The 25,952-nt window shown below is 41.1% G+C and carries 14 protein-coding genes; 6 read left to right on the plus strand and 8 right to left on the minus strand.

The window, feature by feature from the left end:
- Positions 1-28: 28 nt before the first annotated feature.
- From MP387_RS01540 to MP387_RS01555, 4 genes are all read right to left on the minus strand, one after another.
- Positions 29-1,000, minus strand: coding sequence for a siderophore ABC transporter substrate-binding protein (locus MP387_RS01540; protein WP_242747184.1), 972 nt, complete (start codon positions 998-1,000; stop codon positions 29-31).
- A gap of 97 nt (positions 1,001-1,097) precedes the next feature.
- Positions 1,098-1,850 (minus strand): iron ABC transporter ATP-binding protein, encoded by a 753-nt coding sequence (locus tag MP387_RS01545; RefSeq protein ID WP_242747186.1) that lies wholly within the window; start codon positions 1,848-1,850, stop codon positions 1,098-1,100.
- Positions 1,847-2,803, minus strand: a complete 957-nt coding sequence (locus MP387_RS01550; protein WP_242747188.1) for an iron chelate uptake ABC transporter family permease subunit — start codon at positions 2,801-2,803, stop codon at positions 1,847-1,849. Before MP387_RS01550 ends, MP387_RS01545 begins: the two co-directional genes overlap by 4 nt.
- Complete coding sequence (locus tag MP387_RS01555; RefSeq protein WP_242747190.1) at positions 2,793-3,752, minus strand: ABC transporter permease; 960 nt, start codon at positions 3,750-3,752, stop codon at positions 2,793-2,795. The genes MP387_RS01550 and MP387_RS01555 overlap by 11 nt, the downstream gene beginning before the upstream one ends.
- 233 nt (positions 3,753-3,985) lie before the next feature.
- Here MP387_RS01555 and pepA point away from each other — a divergent pair, with 233 nt between their 5' ends.
- Complete coding sequence (gene pepA / locus MP387_RS01560; protein WP_242747191.1) at positions 3,986-5,050, plus strand: glutamyl aminopeptidase; 1,065 nt, start codon at positions 3,986-3,988, stop codon at positions 5,048-5,050.
- Positions 5,051-5,072: 22 nt separating this feature from the next.
- Entirely contained in the window at positions 5,073-5,369 is a 297-nt protein-coding gene (locus tag MP387_RS01565) for a bacteriocin immunity family protein (protein ID WP_242747193.1), read from the plus strand.
- 200 nt (positions 5,370-5,569) lie between these two features.
- Here the strand turns inward: MP387_RS01565 and MP387_RS01570 are convergent, their stop codons facing one another.
- Positions 5,570-7,201, minus strand: a complete 1,632-nt coding sequence (locus MP387_RS01570; protein ID WP_242747195.1) for a Na/Pi cotransporter family protein — start codon at positions 7,199-7,201, stop codon at positions 5,570-5,572.
- 332 nt (positions 7,202-7,533) lie between these two features.
- On the opposite strand from MP387_RS01570, the gene MP387_RS01575 reads away from it, so the two are divergent.
- Positions 7,534-12,258, plus strand: a complete 4,725-nt coding sequence (locus MP387_RS01575; RefSeq protein WP_242747197.1) for an endo-beta-N-acetylglucosaminidase — start codon at positions 7,534-7,536, stop codon at positions 12,256-12,258.
- A 117-nt stretch (positions 12,259-12,375) separates the two neighbouring features.
- On the opposite strand, the gene MP387_RS01580 is transcribed toward MP387_RS01575, so the two are convergent.
- Complete coding sequence (locus MP387_RS01580) at positions 12,376-12,744, minus strand: hypothetical protein (protein ID WP_002879468.1); 369 nt, start codon at positions 12,742-12,744, stop codon at positions 12,376-12,378.
- A gap of 84 nt (positions 12,745-12,828) precedes the next feature.
- Positions 12,829-13,755 carry a helix-turn-helix transcriptional regulator gene (locus MP387_RS01585; protein WP_000764444.1) on the minus strand — a complete coding sequence of 309 codons (927 nt, stop codon included), beginning with the start codon at positions 13,753-13,755 and terminating at the stop codon, positions 12,829-12,831.
- Positions 13,756-14,107: 352 nt separating this feature from the next.
- Here MP387_RS01585 and MP387_RS01590 point away from each other — a divergent pair, with 352 nt between their 5' ends.
- Both MP387_RS01590 and MP387_RS01595 read left to right on the plus strand, forming a co-directional pair.
- Positions 14,108-15,307, plus strand: a complete 1,200-nt coding sequence (locus MP387_RS01590) for a phosphoglycerate kinase (RefSeq protein WP_001096777.1) — start codon at positions 14,108-14,110, stop codon at positions 15,305-15,307.
- A gap of 168 nt (positions 15,308-15,475) precedes the next feature.
- Positions 15,476-20,107, plus strand: a complete 4,632-nt coding sequence (locus tag MP387_RS01595) for an antigen I/II family LPXTG-anchored adhesin (RefSeq protein ID WP_242747199.1) — start codon at positions 15,476-15,478, stop codon at positions 20,105-20,107.
- Between the two features lie 80 nt (positions 20,108-20,187).
- Here the strand turns inward: MP387_RS01595 and MP387_RS01600 are convergent, their stop codons facing one another.
- A complete protein-coding gene (locus MP387_RS01600) occupies positions 20,188-21,216 on the minus strand; it encodes a transposase (protein WP_242747201.1) in 1,029 nt (342 codons plus the stop codon).
- 299 nt (positions 21,217-21,515) lie between these two features.
- Between MP387_RS01600 and MP387_RS01605 the strand changes: the two genes are divergently transcribed.
- Positions 21,516-25,931, plus strand: coding sequence for an antigen I/II family LPXTG-anchored adhesin (locus MP387_RS01605; protein WP_242747203.1), 4,416 nt, complete (start codon positions 21,516-21,518; stop codon positions 25,929-25,931).
- Positions 25,932-25,952: the final 21 nt, after the last annotated feature.

Here is a 25,952-nt window from a genome sequence, read left to right on the forward strand (position 1 = left end):
AACATCACCTGATGTTGGGTTTTCTTGTTTATTTCAAAGCTTTTTGAGCGTCTTCAATCATAAGTTTAGTTGATTCAAGACCGCCACCACTTAGATACCAGAGGTCTGGTGTTAGTTGGATGATTTTACCATTTTTCGCAGCAGGAGTTTCAGCGATGAGGGCATTTTCTAGGACGCCATCGTTGCTAGAGTTGTCCCCACCAATGGCAAGGGTACGGTTAATGACAAAGAGGATGTCAGGATTGATTTCTTTGACACTTTCAAAGCTGACTTCTTGTCCGTGGCGAGAGTCTTCAAATTTGGTGTCAGTTGGGTTGAATTTTAAGGTTTGATACAAGAAAGAGAAACGCGATTGGGCACCAAAGGCAGCCATTTTTCCTTCATTGAGGAGGATAGCAAGGGCTTTTTTGTCAGAACTTTCGTTTTTAGTTGCGACTTCTTGGATGCTCTTGTCCAGGTTAGCCAATTCTTCCTTGGCTTTCTGTGTACCAGTTTCACCAAAGGCGCTTGCTAGAGATTCGATGTTGGCCTTGGTAGAAGTCCAGTAGTCGTCCTTGCTTGCTTGGAAGAGCACGGTTGGAGCGATTTCTTTGAACTTGTCTACGAATTTTTGGGTACGTGGAGAAGCGATAATCAAATCCGGTTCAAGAGCAGCAATGGCTTCTAGGTCTGGTTCAACCATGGAACCCACATTGTTGACATTTCCTGCAAGATCGTTTAGGTAAGTCGGAACAGTTTTTGTAGGCATTCCGACGATATTCTTTTCAAAACCTAAAGCGCGAATAGTATCCGCAGCACCAAGGTCAAAGGTCACAATCTTTTCAGGAATCTTTGAAAGTTTGACCTCATCTAGTGAACTTTTAATAGTTATCTCTGTTGGAGCAGAGCTACTTGTCTCTGTCTGGCTAGTGCTTGAATTTGTATTTGTACTACATGCACCAAGTAAGAGCAAGAAGCTGGCAGCTAGGGCAGTGAGATAAAGTTTAAGGGATGTTTTCATGATTTCTCCTTTTTAAAATATAGTAACGATGTAGGGGTCTCTTAGATAGGTTTGTTAGCTAAGAGATAGAGAGTTCTCTAACATGAGTTCAGAATAGCTAGCTATAGATACAGATCTTTTTGCCATTGATATCAGCCAGCGTAATGGGGATCCCATAGAGTTGACTGAGCAGGCCAGCCTGCATGATTTGAGCAGTCGTTCCCTTGCAAAAGACTTGACCGTCCTTGAAGGCAACAATTTCATCCGCATATTGGCTAGCCATGTTGATATCGTGTAGGACGATGATAATGGTTTTGCCAAGTTCCTCCACCAGTCGCCGAAGGATCTGCATCATGCTGACGCTTTGCTTGATATCGAGATTGTTAAGCGGTTCGTCCAGCAAGATAAAGTCTGTATCCTGGGCTAGTACCATAGCGATAAAGACACGTTGCAACTGTCCGCCAGACAGACTATCGATGTAGCGGTCTTTTAGGTTGGTCAGTTCTAGATAGTCTAGAGTTTCTCGGATTTTTTCCCAGTCTTCCGCTCTCAGTCTACCTCGACTGTAGGGAAAACGTCCAAAGCTGACTAATTCTTCTACAGTCAATTTGGCTTGGTAATTAATCTTCTGCTTTAGGATGGTAAGCTCTTTGGCCAGTTCTTGCGAATTCCAGCTCTCGATTTCACGGCCTTTGATACTGAGAATTCCCTGATCTTTCTTGGTCAGTCTGCTCATGATGGAGAGAAGAGTTGATTTTCCAGCACCATTTGGACCAATAAAGGCTGTCAGTTTCTGAGGACTGACTTCAAGGGAAATGTCTTGCAAAATATCCTGTTTTTGAATGGATTTGTCAATGTTTTCCAGTTTCACCGACGGGCCCTCCTGTAAAGTAAGATAAAGAATAAGAGACCACCCACACTCTCGATGATCATGCTGATGCGAATTTCCAAAGCAAAGACTCGTTCAATGAGGGCTTGCCCCAAGGTCAAACTAATAAATCCAATCAGAATGGCTAGGATAAAGAGCAACTTGTGCCGATAATCTTTGACGATTAGGTAGGTAAGATTGGCCAGCATAAAGCCGAAGAAGGCCATAGGCCCTACCAAGGCAGTGGCTGTTGAGGTCAAAAGCACGATACCCCAGAGGAGTTCTCTCTGTTCTTTTTCAACATCGAGTCCCAGTATCTGAGCCGTTTCTCTTTGCAGGTGCAAGACATCCAGAACGACTGCTTTTCGAAAGAAAAAGATTGTCAAGGCAAGGATGATCAGAGAACTGATGGCTAGGATGGAAGTGTTGAGATGCTGAAAGGAGGCAAAGAGATTGTTCTGCAGTTTATCGTATTCATTTGGATCCATCAGAACTTGTAGGAAGGTACTGATATTTCGAAAGAGACTTCCCAGGGCTAGGCAGATTAGCAGAATGAAAACCAAATTTTGCTTCATCAGCGTCTTCAAGTAACCTTGTAAGGCGAGAAAGAAGAGGGATTGAAGCAGAAGCAAGATTAGAAATTCTAAGACAGGCGACTTCCCAAGCTGTAGAAATTTGCTTTCAAATATCAGTAGCAGGGTCTGTAGCAGGACATAGAAGGATTCGATTCCCAAAATACTTGGCGTCAGAAAGCGATTTTCCGTCAGGGTTTGAAAACTAATGGTCGAAATCCCTGTCGCGATGGCTACCAAGAGATAAACGATGATTTTTTGGGAACGCAGCTTCCAGGCAAAGACAGACAGGTTAGTGATAGGCCAAAAGTAGAGGAGACAAGCTCCGATGGCCAGGATAATGAGAAGGCTGAAGAGTTTGGTATGTTTGCTTTTAAACTGCATCCTTTTGTCCTCCTCTCCAGAGAAGTAGGATAAAGACGAGGCTACCGATGATTCCTAGTAGGAGACTGACAGACAGCTCATAGGGCCGAATCAAGACTCGAGAGAGGATATCGCAGGCCAGAACCAGATTGGCGCCGACCAGAGCGACGATGAGTTTGGTTTGACTCAGATTATCTCCATAGCGCTTGCGGACAAGATTGGGAACGATGACCCCGAGAAATGGCAAGGCACCCACGGTAATCATGGTGACACTTGTCGTTAGCGCCACCAGAAAGAGGGCCAGCTTTTCAAGTAGGGAGTAAGAAATCCCCAAACTCTCACTGGTTTCCTTGCCCAGATTCATGATGGTAAAGGTTTGGGATAATTTCCAAACGGCTATCAGGATGATGAGGCCTAAGAAAAGCCACTCATACTGATGGGTCTGAATCATGGAGAAGGAGCCCTGGGTCCAGGCCGTCATACTCTGAACCAGATTGAAACGATAGGCGATAACTTCTGTGACAGAACCGATAATCCCACTATAGATGATCCCGATCAAGGGCAACATCCACCTTTCCTTTATAGAAAAAATAGTCATAAAGGCTAGGAAGAAGAGGGTAAATAAGATGGATGAGCCAAAAGCAAAGAGCATCTTTTGGGTCAGACTCGCAGACGGAAAGACAAAGAGACTCAACACCATTCCCAGTTTGGCAGCTTCTGTCGTTCCGACTGTACTCGGAGCAGCAAACTGATTTTGGGTAATGGTCTGCATGAGGAGTCCTGCCATGCTCATACTAGAGGCTGCAAGGAGAATACTGATGGTTCTTGGAAGACGCGACTCTTGAAAGAGAAGCCAGGTTTGCTGGTCAAAAGCAAAGAGCTTTTCCCACGAAAAATCACTGGTTCCAATACTAATGGAGAGAAAGACCAGGAGTAGAAGTAAGCCTGTTAAAATATGAGAGAGTTTCATGCTCCGTCCTTTCATGTAGATTTGGTATAAAAATACCCTTGGAGATAATGTAACACGATTTTTTTAATCTGTCAATAAATTTTCTGACAATTTAATGTAAAAAGAAAGAAAAATTCCTGAAATAATATCTGCCCCTCTCTTTTATTGGAAAACTGAGTAAAAACCAATCCACCTTCCCACTATCCTTCTCCTATAAAAAGTGGTAAAATGGAGGACAGAAAGAAGGAACTGATATGACAACATTATTTTCAAAAATCAAAGAAGTAACAGAGCTTGCTGCGATCTCAGGCCACGAAGCGCCTGTCCGGACTTATCTTCGTGAAAAGTTGACACCGCACGTGGATGAAGTAGTGACAGATGGCTTAGGTGGTATTTTCGGTATCAAGCATTCAGAAGCTGCGGATGCGCCACGCGTCTTGGTCGCATCTCACATGGACGAAGTTGGTTTTATGGTCAGCGAGATTAAGCCAGACGGAACCTTCCGTGTGGTTGAAATCGGTGGCTGGAACCCTATGGTGGTCAGCAGCCAACGCTTTAAACTCTTTACTCGTAACGGTCGTGAAATTCCTGTGATCTCAGGTTCTGTCCCTCCACATTTGACTCGTGGAACAGGTGGACCAACCATGCCAGCTATCTCTGATATCATTTTTGATGGTGGTTTTGCAGACAAGGCTGAGGCAGAAAGTTTTGGCATTCGTCCTGGTGATACCATCGTGCCAGATAGCTCAGCGATCTTAACAGCCAATGAAAAAAATATCATTTCAAAAGCTTGGGACAACCGCTACGGTGTTCTTATGGTTAGTGAGCTAGCAGAAGCTTTGTCAGGTCAAAAACTCGGAAATGAACTCTATCTTGGCTCTAACGTCCAAGAAGAAGTTGGGCTTCGTGGCGCTCATACTTCTACAACTAAGTTTGACCCAGAAGTCTTTCTGGCAGTTGACTGTTCACCTGCTGGTGATGTTTATGGTGGTCAAGGCAAGATTGGGGATGGAACTTTGATTCGTTTCTATGATCCAGGTCACTTGCTCCTCCCAGGTATGAAGGATTTCCTTTTGACAACGGCTGAAGAAGCTGGCATCAAGTACCAATACTACTGTGGAAAAGGTGGAACGGACGCTGGAGCAGCTCATCTGAAAAATGGTGGTGTCCCATCAACAACCATCGGTGTCTGCGCTCGTTATATCCACTCTCACCAAACTCTCTACGCTATGGATGACTTTCTAGAAGCCCAAGCTTTCTTGCAAGCCTTGGTGAAAAAATTGGATCGTTCAACGGTTGATTTGATTAAAAATTATTAAACATAAGGGAGGTGGTCAGGAGATGGCAGAACCAAACCTAGAAAGCCTTATAAGAGATCTCTACAACCATGCTCGTCAGGGTTTGAGTGAAGATTTAGTTGCTGCTCTCCTAGAGACTGCTAAAAAACTACCCACTACAAATGAGCAGTTACTAGCAGTCCGTCTCTCAGGACTGGTCACCCGTGAATTGCTCACCAATCCCAAACACCCAGCACCTGAATTGATAAACTTGGCGCGTTTTATCAAAAGAGAAGAAGCCAAGTATAGGGGCACTGCAGTTTCTGCTATCATGTTTGGAGAACTCTTTAAAAAGCTTTGATTCCATTGTGAATCAAAGCTTTTTTTATATGTTCCAAAAGAAATTCTTGATGAGGAGACAAAAAAGCCATCCCATTCAGGACAGCTTCTTGGTACTTATACTCAATGAAAATCAAAGAGCAAACTAGGAAACTAGCCGCAGGCTGTACTTGAGTACGGCAAGGCGACGTTGACGTGGTTTGAAGAGATTTTCGAAGAGTATTAGATTTGTTCAGCAATGACCTTTTCGGCTAGGTTCATAGCATGGTCGGACACACGAGTGTAGTGGGAAATGATGTCGATAAAGTTGACTCCAGCTTGTGTAGAACACTCACCTTTGTTAAGGCGTTTGATGTGAGTCTTTCTGAGAACGCGTTCCATATTGTTGATTTCTTTATGGCGTTCAATCAGACTTTGAGCTTTTTCAATATCATTGTTTTCCACACTATCAAGGGCATCCTTGATAAAGTCAGTAGTTTTTTGATAGATATCCGCCAATTCCTCCAAAGCAGCTTCAGAGAACTGAACATTCTTACGTTGGAGGTAGTCTGTTAGGTTGAGCAAGCCTTCTGCGTGGTCCCCAATCCGTTCCAAATCACGAGATGAATCCAGGATGTTAGTCAAGACTTCACTTTCCTTTTGACTCAAGGATTCGCTTGAGAGTCTGATGAGGTAACGAGTGAGTTTTTCATCGATGGTGTTGATGGCTTCCTCTGTCTTGTGACCTTTTTCAGCTACCTTTTCATCCAAAGCGATGATATAGGTATAAGAAAGGTCAAAAGCTTTGGCTGCATAGTTCCCCAAGTGCAAGAGCTCTTTTTTGGCATTTCCTAGGGCAATAGAAGGAGATTGCTGGATAAGTTGCTCGTCGAGATAAAGGGGCTCGTACTTGACAACCTCGTCTTCACCAGGGATGAGCTTGGTTACAAAGTAGGCCAAGGCTCCGATGAACGGAAATTGTACAATGGTGTTACTTACGTTAAAGGCACCGTGAGAGAAGGCAATCGTCATCTCAGGTGAGAGGTGAAGGAGTGCCTGGAAGTACTCGATCATAGCAGTGAAGGGGCCTAATAAGATTAAGCAAAGAATAGTCCCTAGAACGTTAAAGGTAACGTGAGTCGCTGCAACGCGTTTCGCAGAGACATTGGCTCCAGCTGCGGCAATGATAACGGTTAAGGTTGTCCCGATATTATCCCCGAAGAGAACTGGTAGCGAACCTTTAAGGTCAAGGAACCCACCTGCATAGAGGCCTTGCAAAATCCCGATTGTAGCCGAGGAAGCCTGGATGAGGACGGTAATCACTGCACCAGCTACTACTCCTAAAATAGGATTTTGTCCCAAGGTTACCATATATTCCTTGAATTGTGGTAAATCTTTAAGCGGACTCATACCGGCACTGATGAGATTAAGGGCGTAAAAGATTCCCCCGACACCAAACAGGATGCGCCCGATATTGTTTGCTGTTCTGTTTTTTGTAAAGAAGAGGAACATAGTCCCAAGGAAAATCAAGGGTAAAGCATACTCACCAAGCTTGAAACCGATGATAAAGGAAGTAACGGTGGTTCCGATGTTGGCTCCCATGATAATTCCGATAGCCTGTCTAAGAGTGAGAAGACTAGCGCTGACCAGTCCGACCGTGATAACTGTAACCCCTGTACTTGACTGAATCAGGGCAGTCACGACAATCCCGACTAGAACACCTAAAAAGGGATTGCTAGTGTACTTGTCAATGTAAAAACGAAGGCGATCTCCAGCAGCTTGTTGCAAACCGTCTCCCATGGTCTTAATACTGTACAAAAACAGTCCTAGACCTCCTAAAAAGTGAAATAAAATTTCCTGCCAATTAATGGACATTTCTTTTTCCTCCGAAAAATAATAACGGAATTTCTCCTATTCTATTTTAAAGGATAAAAGTAAATCTCACAAGTGTTTAGCTGAAATTTTCATAAGAAACAAGAACTTTCTTTTAAAATGAGAGATAGATTTCCTTTGAGATAGATGATTTATAGGATTGTGTCCAAATTTTACTGATTTTTATCCTAGTTATAGTTTTTATGTTAAATAGATTGACATCGCTTTCATATAGGATAAAATGAAGATGATCCTGTTCTGGTGGTGTGCACTGAGAACAGTTACTTTTTATCAAAAAGTAAAGCGCTTACTTTATATTTTATTAGGAGGATAAGATGAAAGATCTATTTTTTGAAAAACGTTGCCGTTACAGTATTCGTAAGCTGTCAATCGGGGCCTGTTCCTTGATGATTGGTTCAGCTCTATTTGTGAGTCCAGCTCTTGCCGAACAAGTCGCAGTCCCTGAAACAGCTGCAAATACGAGCGCCCAAGCTACAAGCGCTAGTGAAACAGCTAATCCAGATACTGTAGCCCTTGAAAAACAATTAGAGGAAACAGAGAACAAAGTAGCTGAGCAGCCAATTTCAGAAAACACTCCAGCAATAGCTGATTTGGTCAATGAAAAAGAAGAGGCAAAACCCGCTCCGGCAGATAAAGCTGAAAAACCTGCTCAACCAACTGATAAAGAAGAAGTTAAACCAGAGGAGGCACCTCAAGTAGCTGAGAAGAAAGCCGACAAACCGACTCTAACAGACGTTCCTAAAAATGAAGAAAAGAGTCTCCGACCAAAAGAAATCAAATTTGATACATGGGAGGATTTGTTGAAATGGGAACCGGGTGCGCGTGAGGATGATTCCATCAACCGTTCCTCAGTTGAACTCGCCAAGCGCCATAGAGGCCAGTTGGTTAATGAAAAAGCAAGCAGAAGAGCCAAGGTTCAAGCTCTAACAAATACCAACTCGAAAGCTAAAGACCACGCTTCTGTCGGTGGTGAGGAATTCAAGGCCTACGCTTTTGATTACTGGCAATACTTGGATTCAATGGTCTTCTGGGAAGGTCTAGTTCCAACTCCAGATGTCATTGATGCCGGTCACCGTAACGGAGTTCCCGTTTATGGAACACTCTTTTTCAACTGGTCTAACAGCATTGCCGACCAAGAGAAATTTGCAGCTGCCTTGAAACAAGACGCAGATGGCACCTTCCCTATCGCACGGAAACTTGTCGATCTTGCTAAGTACTATGGCTTTGATGGCTATTTCATTAATCAGGAAACAACGGGGGAATTGGTAGCACCTCTTGGTGAAAAAATGCGCCAATTCATGCTCTATACAAAAGAATACGCAGCCAAAGTCAACCACCCAATCAAGTATGCTTGGTACGATGCCATGACCTACAAATACGGTCGTTACCACGAAGATGGTCTAGGTGATTACAACTACCAGTTCATGCAAAAAGAAGGAGACAAAGTCCCTGCAGATCAATTTTTTGCCAATTTCAACTGGAACAAGGAAAAGAATGACCACTCCGTAGAGATGGCCAAATGGCTAGAACGTAGCCAATATGATGTCTTTGCAGGCTTGGAATTGCAACAAGGTGGTTCTTATAAGACCAAAGTCAAATGGGATGCTCTCTTGGATGAAAAGGGTAAGTTGCGTTTGTCACTTGGACTTTTTGCACCAGATACGATTACCAGTCTAGGAAAAACAGGCGAAGACTACCACAAGAACGAAGACATCTTCTTTACAGGTTACCAAGGAGATCCAACGGCTCAAAAACCAGCAGATAAAGAGTGGTATGGAATTGCCAATTTAGTTGCTGACCGTACACCAGCAGTAGGACGTACCTTCACCACCTCTTTTAATACAGGTCATGGTAGAAAATGGTTTGTTGACGGTAAAGTTTCTAAGGATTCTGAGTGGAACTACCGTTCTGTTTCAGGTGTTTTGCCAACATGGCGCTGGTGGCAGACTTCGACAGGTGAAAAACTTCGTGCAGAATATGATTTTACAGATGCCTATAATGGTGGGAACTCTCTTAAATTCTCAGGTGATGTAGCTGGTAAGACGGACCAGGATGTGAATTTGTATTCTACCAAACTAGAAGTAACTGAGAAAACCAAACTTCGTGTTGCCCACAAGGGAGGAAAAGGCTCTAAAGTTTATATGGCCTTCTCTACGACTCCAGACTACAAATTTGAGGATGCAGCTGCATGGAAAGAACTGACTCTCTCTGATGACTGGAAGAATGAAGAATTTGACCTCAGCTCACTAGCAGGTAAAACCATCTATGCAGTCAAACTCTTCTTCGAGCATGAAGGAGCTGTAAAAGATTATCAGTTTAACCTAGGACAATTAACAATTTCAGACAGTCACCAAGCACCACAAGCGCCTACAGGTCTCTCTGTGGTGAAGCAATCTCTTAAGAATGCCCAAGAAGCTGAAGCAGTGGTTCAATTTTCGGGTAACCAAGATGCGGATTTCTATGAAGTCTACGAAAAAGATGGGGATAACTGGCGTTTGTTGACAGGTTCATCTGCTTCAACCATCTACTTGCCAAAAGTTAGCCGTTCTGCTAATGCGACTGGTACGACTCAAGAATTGAAAGTCGTTGCAGTTGGTAAAAATGGGCTCCGTTCTGAGGCTGCAACTGCGTCATTCAACTGGGGTATGACTGTTCAGGATACAACTCTCCCAAGACCTTTGGCTGAAAATATTGTTCCAGGGGCAACGGTTATTGGTAGCACTTTCCCGAATACTGAAGGTGGGGAAGGCATCGAAGGCATGTTGAACGGTACCATTACTAGCTTGTCAGATAAGTGGTCTTCAGCTCAGTTGAGCGGTAGTGTGGATATTCGCTTGACCAAGCCACGTACCGTTGTTAGATGGGTCATGGATCATGCGGGAGCTGGTGGTGAGTCTGTCAACGACGGTTTGATGAACACCAAAGACTTTGACCTTTATTATAAAGATGCAGATGGTGAGTGGAAACTAGCTAAGGAAGTCCGTGGCAACAAAGCACACGTGACAGATATTACTCTTGACAAACCAATCACTGCCCAAGACTGGCGCCTAAAAGTTATCACTTCAGATAATGGGACACCTTGGAAGGCCATTCGTATCTACAACTGGAAGATGTACGAAACCTTGGACACAGAAAGTCAAAATATTCCAATGGCTAAGGTAGCTGCTCGTTCACTTGGAAACCACCAAGTTCAACTAGGCTTCTCTGATGTTCCAGCAGGCGCAACCATCACCGTTTACGACAAGGCTGATTCACAAACACCAATTGCAACCTTGAAGTCTGAAACTGGTGGCGACCTGGCAACTGCACCATTGGCCTTTGACAAGCAACCAAATCTCCTCTACTATCGTACCCAACTACCTGGCAAAGAAATCAGTAACACCTTGGCAGTAGCGATTCCACAGGATGAGAGGAAAATTGCTGCAGTTAGTCTTGAAAAAGGGCCTAAGAAGACGGTTTACAAAGAGGGAGAAAAACTGGACCTTAGAGGCGGAACCCTCCGTGTTCAATACGAAGGGGGGCAAGCAGACGAGCTGATTAACCTTACTCACTCAGGTGTGACTGTTTCTGGCTACAACGCTCATCAAAAAGGGGAACAAAAGCTCACAGTTAGCTATCTTGGACTTCCAGTAAGCGGTGACTTGAAGGTACAAGTGACTGGTCAAGATGAAGGAAAACTAAAGGAAGTAGCAGGTCTGTACATTACTCAGAAACCGAAAACGGACTATCTAGTAGGAGAGCAACTGGATCTTGCAGAAGGGCGCTTCGGCATTCTCTATGATGATGAGACAGAAGAAAGCCATGCCTTCACGGATCAAGGTGTTGAAATTACGGGCTACGATGCTCAAAAGACTGGTCGTCAGACCTTGACCCTTCATTACAAGGGACACACAGCTGAGTTTGACGTCTTGGTTTCTCCAAAAGCAGCTGTCAACGACGAGTACCTCAAACAAGAAATTACTGCTGCCCAAGGCCGTCAGTCAACCCTTGCCTACACCTTCTCAAGCGAGGACAAACAAGCAGCACTAGTAGAGAAGCTCAATGCAGCGAAAGCTGTAGCAGAAAACCATAATGCTAGCCAAGAAGAAGTAAACCAGGCTTTGAATGAGTTGAAACAAGCAGGGACAGACTTGGATGGAAATCAACGTTATCAGACTGCTAGAGAAGAATTGGAAGGTTTGCTCGAATCCCTTCGTGAAAAAGATTCTCAAGCTGAGTTGATTGCCCAAGCAGAAACTTTGTTGGCTTCAGAGATGCCAACTCCACAAGATTTTGCGGAAATGAAAGAAAAGCTAAATAAGAAACTAGCTCCTGCAGAAGAAAGTCACCATGTTGGAAGTATGGATCCAAATGAAGTGGCCCCAACGGTTGAGGCCCTCCCTGAACTAGTTATTGAAACTGAAACAACAGCCTATGAACGTCAGGAGCGACCAAACTCCGAATTTCTCAAAGGACAACGCCGTGTTGTGCAAGCTGGAGTTGAAGGTCAAGTTCGCCACTTTGTAGAAGTTGATGGTCAGGGCAAACGCACTCTTCGTTTGACTGAGGTGGTCAAGGAAGCAATCCCAGAAATCACTGAAGTTGGGACAAAAGTTCTATCAAGCAACCAACCAGCTGAAGGTGTGAAAGATTTAGTTCTAGAAACTCCGAAACTGGAAGTTGAAGAGGGAACAGTTTCCTTCGAACATCAGGAACGGCCAAATGCAGCCCTTCTCAAAGGCAAACGCCAGCTAGTTCAAGCAGGAGTTGAGGGCCAAGTTCGTCGCTTTGTAGAAGTTGATGGTCAGGGCAAACGCACTCTTCATTCTACTGAGGTTCTCAAGGAAGCTCTTCCAGAAATTGTTGAAGTAGGAACGAAAGAAGAGCAAGTCTCACAAACAAGGGATCAAGCGCTTTTAGCAACGCCAGCAAAAGTTGAAGAAGTAAGTAAAGAGCTGCCAAATACGGGAGCGACAAGAGATGCTAGTCTAGTAGCGCTGGGACTCCTCGGAGTAATGAGTGGCTACGGCTTGCTTGCTGGAAAGAAGAGAGAAGATTAATCGAATTTACGAATCTTGGATTTTCTTATAAAAATAAAAAACAAGGTTTGACTGTAGATTAGTCAGGCCTTGTTTTTAGTTTTGAAATTGAAGAGTAAATTTGAAGCTAGATTTTTGTTATTCAATTCCTTGGATAAATTTTTGGAAACGATAGGTGTCGAAATAAATATTGGATGCAACTAATTTATCAAATTCATCGAATTTCAGAAATTCTGCGACATCCAGCTCTAGTTCTTTTCCTTGAGGAGAATGTAGACGGTATCGATTTAAAGCTGAGACTGTTCGACCATCAACAAGTAATTGCTTCACTTCAAGATGCTGGCTCAAAGCATAGAATTGGCCTGCGCCTTGCAAATAAACATCACGTCCTTGTCGAATTTCTATACTATCGCACATGCCATAATCAAAGTTTTCAGCTACGAAATCTTCCCAGCCTCCCTCATTTACTGCTGTAAAATAGCTTTCTGCAAGTGTTTTTGTATCCATTTGGAACCTCCTGTAAAATAATTGGGCTATGATGAATATCACGAAATATTTTGCCCACTTAAGAGTATACAAAAGGAAATATGACTACAGGTTGTCATATTGCTGAAGATTTTTTTTGAGAGTACTGACCAGTAGATTTTGTAAGTGACTTGGAGATACGACCTTTACTTGATAACCAAAGCTTAAGAGTAAATCAAAAAATGCAGGAGTTAAAGCTCTGAATGCCTGAACTTTTATTATTTCGTCCTCGACTCTGATTTCTTCTTCCGTGAAGTGATCGTAGATTTTTGGGAGTGCAAATCTTGTAAAAACTAGTTCGATTTCTTCTCCTTGCCCCTCCACTTTATGTTTTGGGGGATTTAAAAAAAGCTCTAACTTTTCTTGAGATAAACGTGGATAATCGAATGGTTTATCTTTTATCTCCACTAGTTCTAGTTCACGAATTCGAGTTAATTTAAAAATACGAAAATCTAATTTTTCTAAGCAGTAACCGATAACATACCAAGCATTCAGTTTATAGATCAATCTGTATGGGATAATTGTTCGCTGACTTTTCTCCTGTTTTTTCGAATAGTAAGAAAAAGAAATCATCTGTTCAGTTTGTATCGCTTCCTCAATTTCTAGTAAATAATTTGTATTAAGAGTCCAGGAACTGAGATCAAAGTAAAAAGGACTGTTTGCTCTTGTAATTTCTTGAGAAGACAGCTTGTGTTCGATACTGTCAAGACTTGAATGACCAACGATTTTACTAACATTTTGGCTCATATTAATGATAAACTGTCTCTCCTCCTCAGTGAAAAAGTTTCTGTCTATCTTATAGTCGCTCGGTATATAGAAACCTCCCTTATCTCCACGTTCCGAATAGATTGGGATCCCCGCTAAACTGAGTGTATCCATGTCCCTATATACAGTTCGAGTAGATATTTCAAATCTCTCTGCAATCTCTTTAGCTGTTATTCTCTTCTTATTTAAAAGAGACAGTAAAATATAGATTAGTCTTTCTAATTTCATGGTAGCAATTCCCCTTCTTTTAATCTCAAATAGCACAAACTAAAGAAACTATTTTAGTTATATTGTATAATAAGAAACCTAGCAATTCAAAAAGAAGGACTGTAGAGTTTAGAATATTAAGGATTAAAGTGTTAGAAAAAGAATGGTATAGAAGTAATTAGGCAGATCAATCAAGAATTTGCCTAAATTATTCCAACCGAATTATGTGAAGATTACTATTTCCCGCACTGCAATCCTAGGTTTTTAGGTTAATAGATAGAAGAATGAACAAGAAAAGTTTAGGGTTTTTCTATCTCTTTTGCGGATTTTGTGATATAATTAACACGTATAAAAAAAGAAGGAGTCATATCTAATGGCAAAATTGACTGTTAAAGACGTTGACTTGAAAGGGAAAAAAGTTCTCGTTCGTGTTGACTTCAACGTACCTGTTAAAGATGGCGTGATTACCAATGATAACCGTATCACTGCAGCTCTTCCAACTATCAAGTACATCCTTGAACAAGGTGGACGTGCAGTCCTCTTCTCTCACCTTGGACGTGTAAAAGAAGAAGCAGACAAAGAAGGTAAATCACTTGCTCCTGTAGCTGCTGACTTGGCTGCTAAATTGGGACAAGAAGTTAAGTTTATCCCAGGTGTTACACGTGGTGCTGAATTGGAAGCCGCTGTTAACGCTCTTGAAGATGGACAAGTTCTCTTGGTTGAAAACACTCGTTTCGAAGATGTTGATGGCAAGAAAGAATCTAAAAACGATCCTGAACTTGGTAAATACTGGGCATCACTTGGAGATGGTATCTTCGTAAACGATGCATTCGGTACAGCTCACCGTGCACACGCATCTAACGTTGGTATCTCAGCAAACGTTGAAAAAGCAGTTGCTGGATTCCTTCTTGAAAACGAAATTGCCTACATCCAAGAAGCAGTTGAAGCTCCAGAACGTCCATTCGTGGCTATCCTTGGTGGTTCAAAAGTTTCAGACAAGATCGGTGTTATCGAAAACTTGCTTGAAAAAGCTGATAAAGTGCTTATCGGTGGTGGGATGACTTACACATTCTACAAAGCACAAGGTATCGAAATCGGTAACTCACTTGTAGAAGAAGATAAATTGGATGTTGCGAAAGCTCTTCTTGAAAAAGCAAACGGCAAATTGATCTTGCCAGTTGACTCAAAAGAAGCAAACGCATTTGCTGACTACACTGAAGTGAAAGACACTGAAGGTGAAGCAGTAGACCCAGGCTTCCTTGGTTTGGATATTGGTCCTAAATCTATCGCTAAATTTGACGAAGCTTTGACTGGTGCAAAAACAGTTGTATGGAACGGACCTATGGGTGTATTTGAAAACCCTGACTTCCAAGCTGGTACAATCGGTGTCATGGACGCTATCGTAAAACAACCAGGAGTGAAATCAATCATTGGTGGTGGTGACTCAGCTGCTGCAGCTATCAACCTTGGCCGTGCAGACAAGTTCTCATGGATCTCTACTGGTGGTGGAGCATCAATGGAACTTCTTGAAGGTAAAGTTCTTCCAGGATTGGCAGCTTTGACTGAAAAATAAATAGTTAACTAAAAGAAGATGGTGTGACCATCTTCTTTTTAATTTAATTTATAAATATGTAGAATTTTTCTATAAATAAAAAGAAAAAAGAGTAAATATTTGCATCCTGCCTTGTAAAGTGCTAGTATAAGAGGTAACGACTAAATTTAGATAAGGAAATGACTTATAATGAAAAATAAAAAAGAAGTCTATGGATTTCGTAAAAGCAAAGTTGCGAAAACTTTGTGTGGTGCTGTTTTAGGAACGGCTTTGATTGCTTTTGCAGACAAAGCAGTATTTGCTGATGAAGTTACAGAGACAACTAGTACAAGTACAGTTGAGGTAGCTACTACGGGAAACCCCGCTACAAATCTACCTGAAGCTCAGGGTGAAATGAGCCAAGTTGCCAAAGAGAGTCAAGCTAAGGCTGGTTCTAAAGACTCAGCTTTGCCAGTAGAAGTATCATCAGCTGATTTGGATAAAGCAGTTGCCGATGCAAAATCTGCAGGAGTAAAGGTGGTTCAAGATGAAACAAAAGACAAAGGAACCGCCACAACTGCTACAGAGAATGCTCAAAAACAAGATGAGATTAAAAGCGACTATGCTAAACAGGCTGAAGAAATAAAGACAACGACTGAAGCATATAAAAAGGAAGTCGCAGCTCATCAGGCTGAAACAGATAAAATCAATGCTGAAAACAAAGCAGCGGATGACAAGTATCAAAAAGATCTAAAAAGTCATCAAGAAGAAGTTGAAAAAATCAACACTGCCAATGCAACAGCTAAAGCAGAATACGAGGCTAAGCTAGCACAATATCAAAAAGATTTAGCAACTGTCAAAAAAGCAAACGAAGATAGTCAACAGGATTATCAAAATAAACTTTCAGCTTACCAGACAGAATTAGCTCGAGTACAAAAAGCTAATGCTGAAGCTAAAGAGGCATATGATAAAGCCGTAAAAGAAAACACTGCAAAAAATGCAGCGCTTCAAGCTGAAAATGAAGCGATTAAACAACGTAATGAAACTGCCAAAGCAACTTATGAAGCGGCGATGAAGCAGTATGAAGCAGACCTCGCATCTATTAAGAAAGCCAAGGAAGATAATGATGCTGATTATCAAGCTAAATTAGCAGCTTATCAAACAGAGTTGGCACGTGTTCAAAAGGCAAATGCTGAAGCTAAAGAAGCTTATGATAAAGCAGTGAAAGAAAATACTGCAAAAAATACAGCCATTCAAGCTGAAAATGAAGCGATTAAGCAACGTAACGCCACTGCAAAATCGACTTATGACGCAGCGGTGAAAAAATACGAAGCAGATTTGGCGGCAGTTAAGCAAGCAAATGCTACCAATGAAGCAGACTACCAAGCTAAGCTAGCCGAATACCAGACGGAATTAGCTCGCGTTCAAAAAGCTAATGCTGATGCAAAAGCAACTTACGAGAAGGCAGTTGAAGACAACAAGGCAAAAAATGCTGCGCTCCAAGCTGAAAATGAAGAAATCAAGCAACGCAATGCCGCCGCAAAAGCTGAATACGAAGCTAAAGTTGCGAAATATGAAGCAGATCTTGCCAAATATAAAAAAGAGTTGGCTGAGTATCCAGCTAAATTAAAGGCTTATGAAGATGAGCAGGCCCAAATTAAGGCAGCGCTTGTAGAACTTGAAAAGAATAAAGATCAAGATGGTTACTTGTCTAAGCCATCTGCTCAGAGCTTGGTTTATGATTTAGAACCGAATGCCCAACTTGACCTCAAAACAGAAGGAAAACTTCTCACTGCAGCAGCAGTTGATGAAGCCTTTAAGAAAGACACAGACCAATATGGTAAGAAAAATCTTCAGTTAGACAATCTCAATGTCAAGAACTTGGAGAACGGTGCAACTACTTCTTCAGTGGAATTGTATGGTAATATTGGAGACAAATCAGAATGGACGACCAATGTAGGGAATAAAACAGAGGTTAAATGGGGATCGGTTCTTTTAGAACGTGGACAAAGTGCTACAGCAACTTATACCAACCTTCAAAATTCATACTACAACGGTAAAAAGATTTCGAAGATTGTTTACAAATATACTGTAGATCCTTCTTCTCAATTTAAAAATCCTACTGGAAAAGTTTGGTTGGGAATCTTTAGTGACCCAACTTTGGGAGTCTTTGCTTCTGCTTACACTGGTGATGTTGAAAAAGGGACTTCAATTTTTATTAAAAATGAATTTACCTTCTATGATGAAAATGACCAACCAATTAATTTCGACAATGCCCTTCTTTCAGTTGCATCTCTAAATAGAGAAAATAATTCTATTGAGATGGCCAAGGATTACACTGGTAACTTTATTAAAATTTCCGGTTCATCTGTTGGAGAAAAAGACGGAAAGATTTATGCCACAGAAACCCTGAACTTTAAACAAGGGCAAGGTGGAGCTCGCTGGACAATGTATAAAAATAGCCAGCCTAATTCAGGATGGGATTCATCAGATGCTCCAAACTCTTGGTATGGTGCAGGAGCAATCAGCATGTCTGGTTCAACTAACCGTGTTACTGTCGGTGCCATTTCAGCTACTTTAGTAGTTCCGTCTGATCCAGTTATGGCGGTAGAAAATGGTAAGAAACCAAACATTTGGTACTCGCTCAATGGTAAAATTCGTGCGGTTAACGTTCCGAAAATTACAAAAGAAAAACCAACTCCGCCAGTAGAACCAACTGCACCACAAGCTCCAACTTATGAAGTAGAGAAACCATTGGAACCAGCTCCAGTAGCACCAAACTACGAAAATGAGCCAACTCCACCGGTAAAAACTCCAGATCAACCGGAGCCATCAAAACCAGAAGAGCCAACATATGAGACAGAGAAACCATTGGAACCAGCTCCAGTAGCACCAAACTACGAAAATGAGCCAACTCCACCGGTAAAAACTCCAGATCAACCGGAGCCATCAAAACCAGAAGAGCCAACATATGAGACAGAGAAACCATTGGAACCAGCTCCAGTAGCACCAAACTACGAAAATGAGCCAACTCCACCGGTAAAAACTCCAGATCAACCGGAGCCATCAAAACCAGAAGAGCCAAATTATGATCCATTGCCAACTCCGCCGGTAGCACCAACTCCTAAGCAGTTGCCAACACCACCAGCGATGCCAACAGTTCACTTCCATTACAATCGTCTATTTGCACAACCTCAGATTAATAAAGAAATTAAAAATGAGGACGGAGTAGATATCGACCGTACTCTCGTTGCTAAGCAGTCTGTAGTGAAGTTTGAGTTGAAAACAGAAGCGTTGACAGCTGGTCGTCCAAAAACAACTTCGTTTGTATTGGTAGATCCACTTCCAACTGGCTATCAGTTTGATTTGGAAGCAACCAAGGCTGCAAGCAAAGGTTTTGAAACAAGCTATGATAAAGCTAGTCACACTGTAACCTTTAAGGCTACTGAGGAGACCTTGGCTGCTTTCAATGCAGATTTGACAAAATCCTTTGAGACTCTATATCCAACTGTTGTTGGTCGTGTCTTGAATGATGGGGCAACTTATACAAATAACTTTACATTGACAGTCAACGACGCCTACGGTGTTAAGTCAAACATTGTTCGTGTAACGACTCCAGGTAAACCAAATGATCCTGACAATCCAAATAACAACTACATCAAGCCTTTGAAAGTTAACAAGAACAAGCAAGGTGTAAATATTGATGGTAAAGAGGTTCTAGCTGGTTCAACGAACTACTACGAACTCACATGGGATTTGGACCAATACAAGGGAGATAAATCTTCTAAAGAAGCAATTCAAAATGGTTTCTACTATGTGGATGATTATCCAGAAGAAGCCTTAACCCTTCAACCAGAATTGGTTAAGATTCGTGATCTAGAGGGCAACCTTGTATCAGGTATCAGTGTTCAACAATATGATAGTTTAGAAGCTGCTCCTAAGAAAGTTCAGGACTTGTTGAAGAAAGCAAACATCACTGTTAAAGGTGCTTTCCAACTCTTCTCAGCTGATAATCCAGCCGAATTCTACAAGAACTATGTAGCAGCAGGAAAATCATTGCTCATCACAGATCCGATGACAGTTAAACCTGAATTTGGTCAAACGGGTGGTAAGTATGAAAACAAAGCCTACCAAATTGATTTTGGAAATGGCTATGCTACAGAAGTAGTTGTCAACAACGTACCGAAAATCACACCGAAAAAAGATGTGACAATCAGTATGGATCCAAGTAGTGACAATATCGATGGTCAAACCATTCCGTTGAACCAGTACTTCAATTATCGTTTAATCGGTGGTTTGATTCCACAAAATCATTCTGAGGACTTGAATGACTATAGTTTTGTAGATGATTATGACCAAAAAGGTGATCAATACACTGGAAATTATAAAGTTCTTGCCAAGGTTGATATCCGATTGAAAGACGGTCGTGTTATTAAGGCAGGGACAGACTTAACAGCTGAAACACAGGTTGAACATGATCAAGATAAGGGAATGATTACCATTCGCTTCAAGGAAGAATTCCTTCAAGAGATTCAGTTGGATTCTCCATTCCAAGCTGAGACTTATATTCAAATGAAACGAATTGCTGTTGGAACTTTTGAAAATACCTATGTAAATACTGTGAACAAAGTTGCTTACGCTTCAAATACAGTTCGCACAACAACGCCAGAACCTAAGAAACCAGAGGAGCCAACGACTCCTACTCCAAAACCAAAAGGTAACCCTACTCTACCTCAAACAGGTACAAATGATTCAAGCTACATGCCATATCTTGGTCTAGCAGCTTTAGTAGGAGTTTTAGGACTTGGTCAGTTGAAACGTAAAGAAGACGAAAGCAACTAAGCTCTAAAAGTTAAATAGAAAAGAGGAACTCTGTTTCCTCTTTTTCGGCTCATTGTCAACTGTAGTGGGTTGAAGAAAAGCTAAGCTCGAGAAAGGACAAATTTCGTCCTTTCTTTTTTGATATTCAGAGCGACGAAAATTCGCTTCTTGAAGTTTTCAAAGTTCCGAAAACCAAAGGCATTGCGTTTGATAAGTTTGATGAGATTATTAGTCGCTTCCAATTTTGCGTTGGAATAGGATAACTGAAGGGCATTGACGATTTTCCCTTTGTCCTTTAGAAATGTTTTAAAGACAGTCTGAAAAAGAGAATGAACCTTCTTTATATTGTCTTCAAAGAGTCCGAAAAATTTCTCTGTTTCCTTATTCTGAAAGTGAAAAAGCAAGAGTTGATAGAGATGATAGTGGTGTTTCAAGTCTTCTGAATAGCTCAAAAGCTTGTCTAGGATTTCTTTATTGGTTAAGTGCATACGAAAAGTAGGGCGATAAAAACGCTTATCACTGAGTTTACGACTATCCTGTTGAATGAGCTTCCAGTAGCGCTTGATAGCTTGTGTTCTGCCCTCAAGAACAGTGATGATATTGAGCTTTTCAAAATCTTGCGCAATAAAACTCATCTTTCCCTTAGTGAAGGCATACTCGTCCCAGGACATAATCTCAGGCAGACGAGAAAAATCATGCTTAAAACGGAAGTCATTGAGTTTGCGAATGACAGTTGAAGTTGAAATAGACAGCTGATGGGCAATGCCAGTCATAGAAGTCTTTTCAATTAGCTTCTGGGCAATCTTTTGGTTGATGATACGAGGGATTTGGTGATTTTTCTTGACTATAGGAGTCTCAGAGACCATCATTTTAGAGCACTGATAGTACTTAAAACGGCGTTTTTTAAGGAGAATTCTAGTAGGCATACCAGTCGTTTCAAGGTAAGGGATTTTAGAAGGTTTTTGAAAGTCATATTTCTTCATTTGGCTTCCGCAATCAGGACAAAGTGGGGCATCATAATCCAATTTAGCAATGATTTCCTTGTGGGTATTCTTATTGATGATGTCTATAATTTGGATATTAGGGTCTTTGATATCGAGTAGTTTTGTGATAAAATGTAATTGTTCCATATGGCTCTTTCTAATGATGGTTTGGTTGCTTTTCATTATAGGTCATATGGGACTTTTTCTCTACAACAAAATAGGCTCCATAATATCTATAGGGGATTTACCCACTACAAATATTATAGAGCCAAAATAAATAGTTTAACTAAAAGAAGATGGTGTGACCATCTTCTTTTTAATTTAATTTATAAATATGTAGAATTTTTCTATAAATAAAAAGAAAAAAGAGTAAATATTTGCATCCTGCCTTGTAAAGTGCTAGTATAAGAGGTAACGACTAAATTTAGATAAGGAAATGACTTATAATGAAAAATAAAAAAGAAGTCTATGGATTTCGTAAAAGCAAAGTTGCGAAAACTTTGTGTGGTGCTGTTTTAGGAACGGCTTTGATTGCTTTTGCAGACAAAGCAGTATTTGCTGATGAAGTTACAGAGACAACTAGTACAAGTACAGTTGAGGTAGCTACTACGGGAAACCCCGCTACAAATCTACCTGAAGCTCAGGGTGAAATGAGCCAAGTTGCCAAAGAGAGTCAAGCTAAGGCTGGTTCTAAAGACTCAGCTTTGCCAGTAGAAGTATCATCAGCTGATTTGGATAAAGCAGTTGCCGATGCAAAATCTGCAGGAGTAAAGGTGGTTCAAGATGAAACAAAAGACAAAGGAACCGCCACAACTGCTACAGAGAATGCTCAAAAACAAGATGAGATTAAAAGCGACTATGCTAAACAGGCTGAAGAAATAAAGACAACGACTGAAGCATATAAAAAGGAAGTCGCAGCTCATCAGGCTGAAACAGATAAAATCAATGCTGAAAACAAAGCAGCGGATGACAAGTATCAAAAAGATCTAAAAAGTCATCAAGAAGAAGTTGAAAAAATCAACACTGCCAATGCAACAGCTAAAGCAGAATACGAGGCTAAGCTAGCACAATATCAAAAAGATTTAGCAACTGTCAAAAAAGCAAACGAAGATAGTCAACAGGATTATCAAAATAAACTTTCAGCTTACCAGACAGAATTAGCTCGAGTACAAAAAGCTAATGCTGAAGCTAAAGAGGCATATGATAAAGCCGTAAAAGAAAACACTGCAAAAAATGCAGCGCTTCAAGCTGAAAATGAAGCGATTAAACAACGTAATGAAACTGCCAAAGCAACTTATGAAGCGGCGATGAAGCAGTATGAAGCAGACCTCGCATCTATTAAGAAAGCCAAGGAAGATAATGATGCTGATTATCAAGCTAAATTAGCAGCTTATCAAACAGAGTTGGCACGTGTTCAAAAGGCAAATGCTGAAGCTAAAGAAGCTTATGATAAAGCAGTGAAAGAAAATACTGCAAAAAATACAGCCATTCAAGCTGAAAATGAAGCGATTAAGCAACGTAACGCCACTGCAAAATCGACTTATGACGCAGCGGTGAAAAAATACGAAGCAGATTTGGCGGCAGTTAAGCAAGCAAATGCTACCAATGAAGCAGACTACCAAGCTAAGCTAGCCGAATACCAGACGGAATTAGCTCGCGTTCAAAAAGCTAATGCTGATGCAAAAGCAACTTACGAGAAGGCAGTTGAAGACAACAAGGCAAAAAATGCTGCGCTCCAAGCTGAAAATGAAGAAATCAAGCAACGCAATGCCGCCGCAAAAGCTGAATACGAAGCTAAAGTTGCGAAATATGAAGCTGATCTTGCCAAATATAAGAAAGAGTTCGCAGCTTATACTGCAGCACTCGCAGAAGCGGAGAGTAAAAAGAAACAAGATGGTTATCTTTCAGAACCAAGATCACAATCGTTGAACTTTAAATCAGAACCAAATGCAATACGAACAATTGATTCATCTGTACATCAATATGGGCAGCAGGAATTGGATGCTTTGGTAAAATCATGGGGGATTTCGCCAACAAATCCTGATAGGAAGAAATCTACAGCATATTCATATTTCAATGCAATCAATTCGAATAACACTTATGCAAAGCTTGTATTAGAGAAGGATAAACCAGTCGATGTTACCTATACTGGTCTAAAAAATTCAAGTTTTAATGGTAAGAAAATTTCAAAAGTAGTTTACACTTACACATTAAAAGAAACAGGTTTTAATGATGGAACCAAAATGACTATGTTTGCCTCGAGTGATCCAACTGTGACAGCATGGTATAATGATTATTTTACTTCTACAAACATTAATGTAAAAGTCAAGTTTTATGATGAAGAAGGTCAACTTATGAATCTCACAGGAGGATTAGTTAATTTTTCATCTCTAAATAGAGGTAACGGTAGTGGGGCAATTGATAAGGATGCAATTGAAAGTGTTAGAAACTTTAACGGTCGATATATTCCAATTTCTGGTTCATCTATCAAGATTCATGAAAATAACTCTGCTTATGCAGATTCATCAAATGCAGAAAAATCGCTAGGCGCTCGTTGGAATACATCGGAATGGGATACAACCTCTAGTCCAAATAATTGGTACGGAGCTATTGTCGGTGAAATAACTCAATCGGAGATTAGCTTTAATATGGCTTCTTCTAAAAGTGGAAATATTTGGTTTGCTTTCAATTCAAACATTAATGCAATTGGGGTTCCGACGAAACCTGTTGCACCAACAGCTCCAACTCAACCAATGTATGAGACAGAAAAACCACTGGAACCAGCTCCAGTAGCACCAAACTACGAAAATGAGCCAACTCCACCGGTAAAAACTCCAGATCAACCGGAGCCATCAAAACCAGAAGAGCCAACATATGAGACAGAGAAACCATTGGAACCAGCTCCAGTAGCACCAAACTACGAAAATGAGCCAACTCCACCGGTAAAAACTCCAGATCAACCGGAGCCATCAAAACCAGAAGAGCCAACATATGAGACAGAGAAACCATTGGAACCAGCTCCAGTAGCACCAAACTACGAAAATGAGCCAACTCCACCGGTAAAAACTCCAGATCAACCGGAGCCATCAAAACCAGAAGAGCCAAATTATGATCCATTGCCAACTCCGCCGGTAGCACCAACTCCTAAGCAGTTGCCAACACCACCAGCGATGCCAACAGTTCACTTCCATTACAATCGTCTATTTGCACAACCTCAGATTAATAAAGAAATTAAAAATGAGGACGGAGTAGATATCGACCGTACTCTCGTTGCTAAGCAGTCTGTAGTGAAGTTTGAGTTGAAAACAGAAGCGTTGACAGCTGGTCGTCCAAAAACAACTTCGTTTGTATTGGTAGATCCACTTCCAACTGGCTATCAGTTTGATTTGGAAGCAACCAAGGCTGCAAGCAAAGGTTTTGAAACAAGCTATGATAAAGCTAGTCACACTGTAACCTTTAAGGCTACTGAGGAGACCTTGGCTGCTTTCAATGCAGATTTGACAAAATCCTTTGAGACTCTATATCCAACTGTTGTTGGTCGTGTCTTGAATGATGGGGCAACTTATACAAATAACTTTACATTGACAGTCAACGACGCCTACGGTGTTAAGTCAAACATTGTTCGTGTAACGACTCCAGGTAAACCAAATGATCCTGACAATCCAAATAACAACTACATCAAGCCTTTGAAAGTTAACAAGAACAAGCAAGGTGTAAATATTGATGGTAAAGAGGTTCTAGCTGGTTCAACGAACTACTACGAACTCACATGGGATTTGGACCAATACAAGGGAGATAAATCTTCTAAAGAAGCAATTCAAAATGGTTTCTACTATGTGGATGATTATCCAGAAGAAGCCTTAACCCTTCAACCAGAATTGGTTAAGATTCGTGATCTAGAGGGCAACCTTGTATCAGGTATCAGTGTTCAACAATATGATAGTTTAGAAGCTGCTCCTAAGAAAGTTCAGGACTTGTTGAAGAAAGCAAACATCACTGTTAAAGGTGCTTTCCAACTCTTCTCAGCTGATAATCCAGCCGAATTCTACAAGAACTATGTAGCAGCAGGAAAATCATTGCTCATCACAGATCCGATGACAGTTAAACCTGAATTTGGTCAAACGGGTGGTAAGTATGAAAACAAAGCCTACCAAATTGATTTTGGAAATGGCTATGCTACAGAAGTAGTTGTCAACAATGTACCGAAAATCACACCTAAAAAAGATGTGACAATCAGTATGGATCCAAGCAGTGACAATATTGATGGCCAAACAATTCCGTTGAACCAGTACTTCAATTATCGTTTAATTGGTGGTTTGATTCCACAAAATCATTCTGAGGACTTGAATGACTATAGTTTTGTAGATGATTATGACCAAAAAGGTGATCAATACACTGGAAATTATAAAGTTCTTGCCAAGGTTGATATCCGATTGAAAGACGGTCGTGTTATTAAGGCAGGGACAGACTTAACAGCTGAAACACAGGTTGAACATGATCAAGATAAGGGAATGATTACCATTCGCTTCAAGGAAGAATTCCTTCAAGAGATTCAGTTGGATTCTCCATTCCAAGCTGAGACTTATATTCAAATGAAACGAATTGCTGTTGGAACTTTTGAAAATACCTATGTAAATACTGTGAACAAAGTTGCTTACGCTTCAAATACAGTTCGCACAACAACGCCAGAACCTAAGAAACCAGAGGAGCCAACGACTCCTACTCCAAAACCAAAAGGTAACCCTACTCTACCTCAAACAGGTACAAATGATTCAAGCTACATGCCATATCTTGGTCTAGCAGCTTTAGTAGGAGTTTTAGGACTTGGTCAGTTGAAACGTAAAGAAGACGAAAGCAACTAAGCTCTGAATTTAAATAGAAAA

The sequence above is a fragment of the Streptococcus oralis genome (genome assembly GCF_022749195.1).
Classification (GTDB): domain Bacteria; phylum Bacillota; class Bacilli; order Lactobacillales; family Streptococcaceae; genus Streptococcus; species Streptococcus oralis_CI.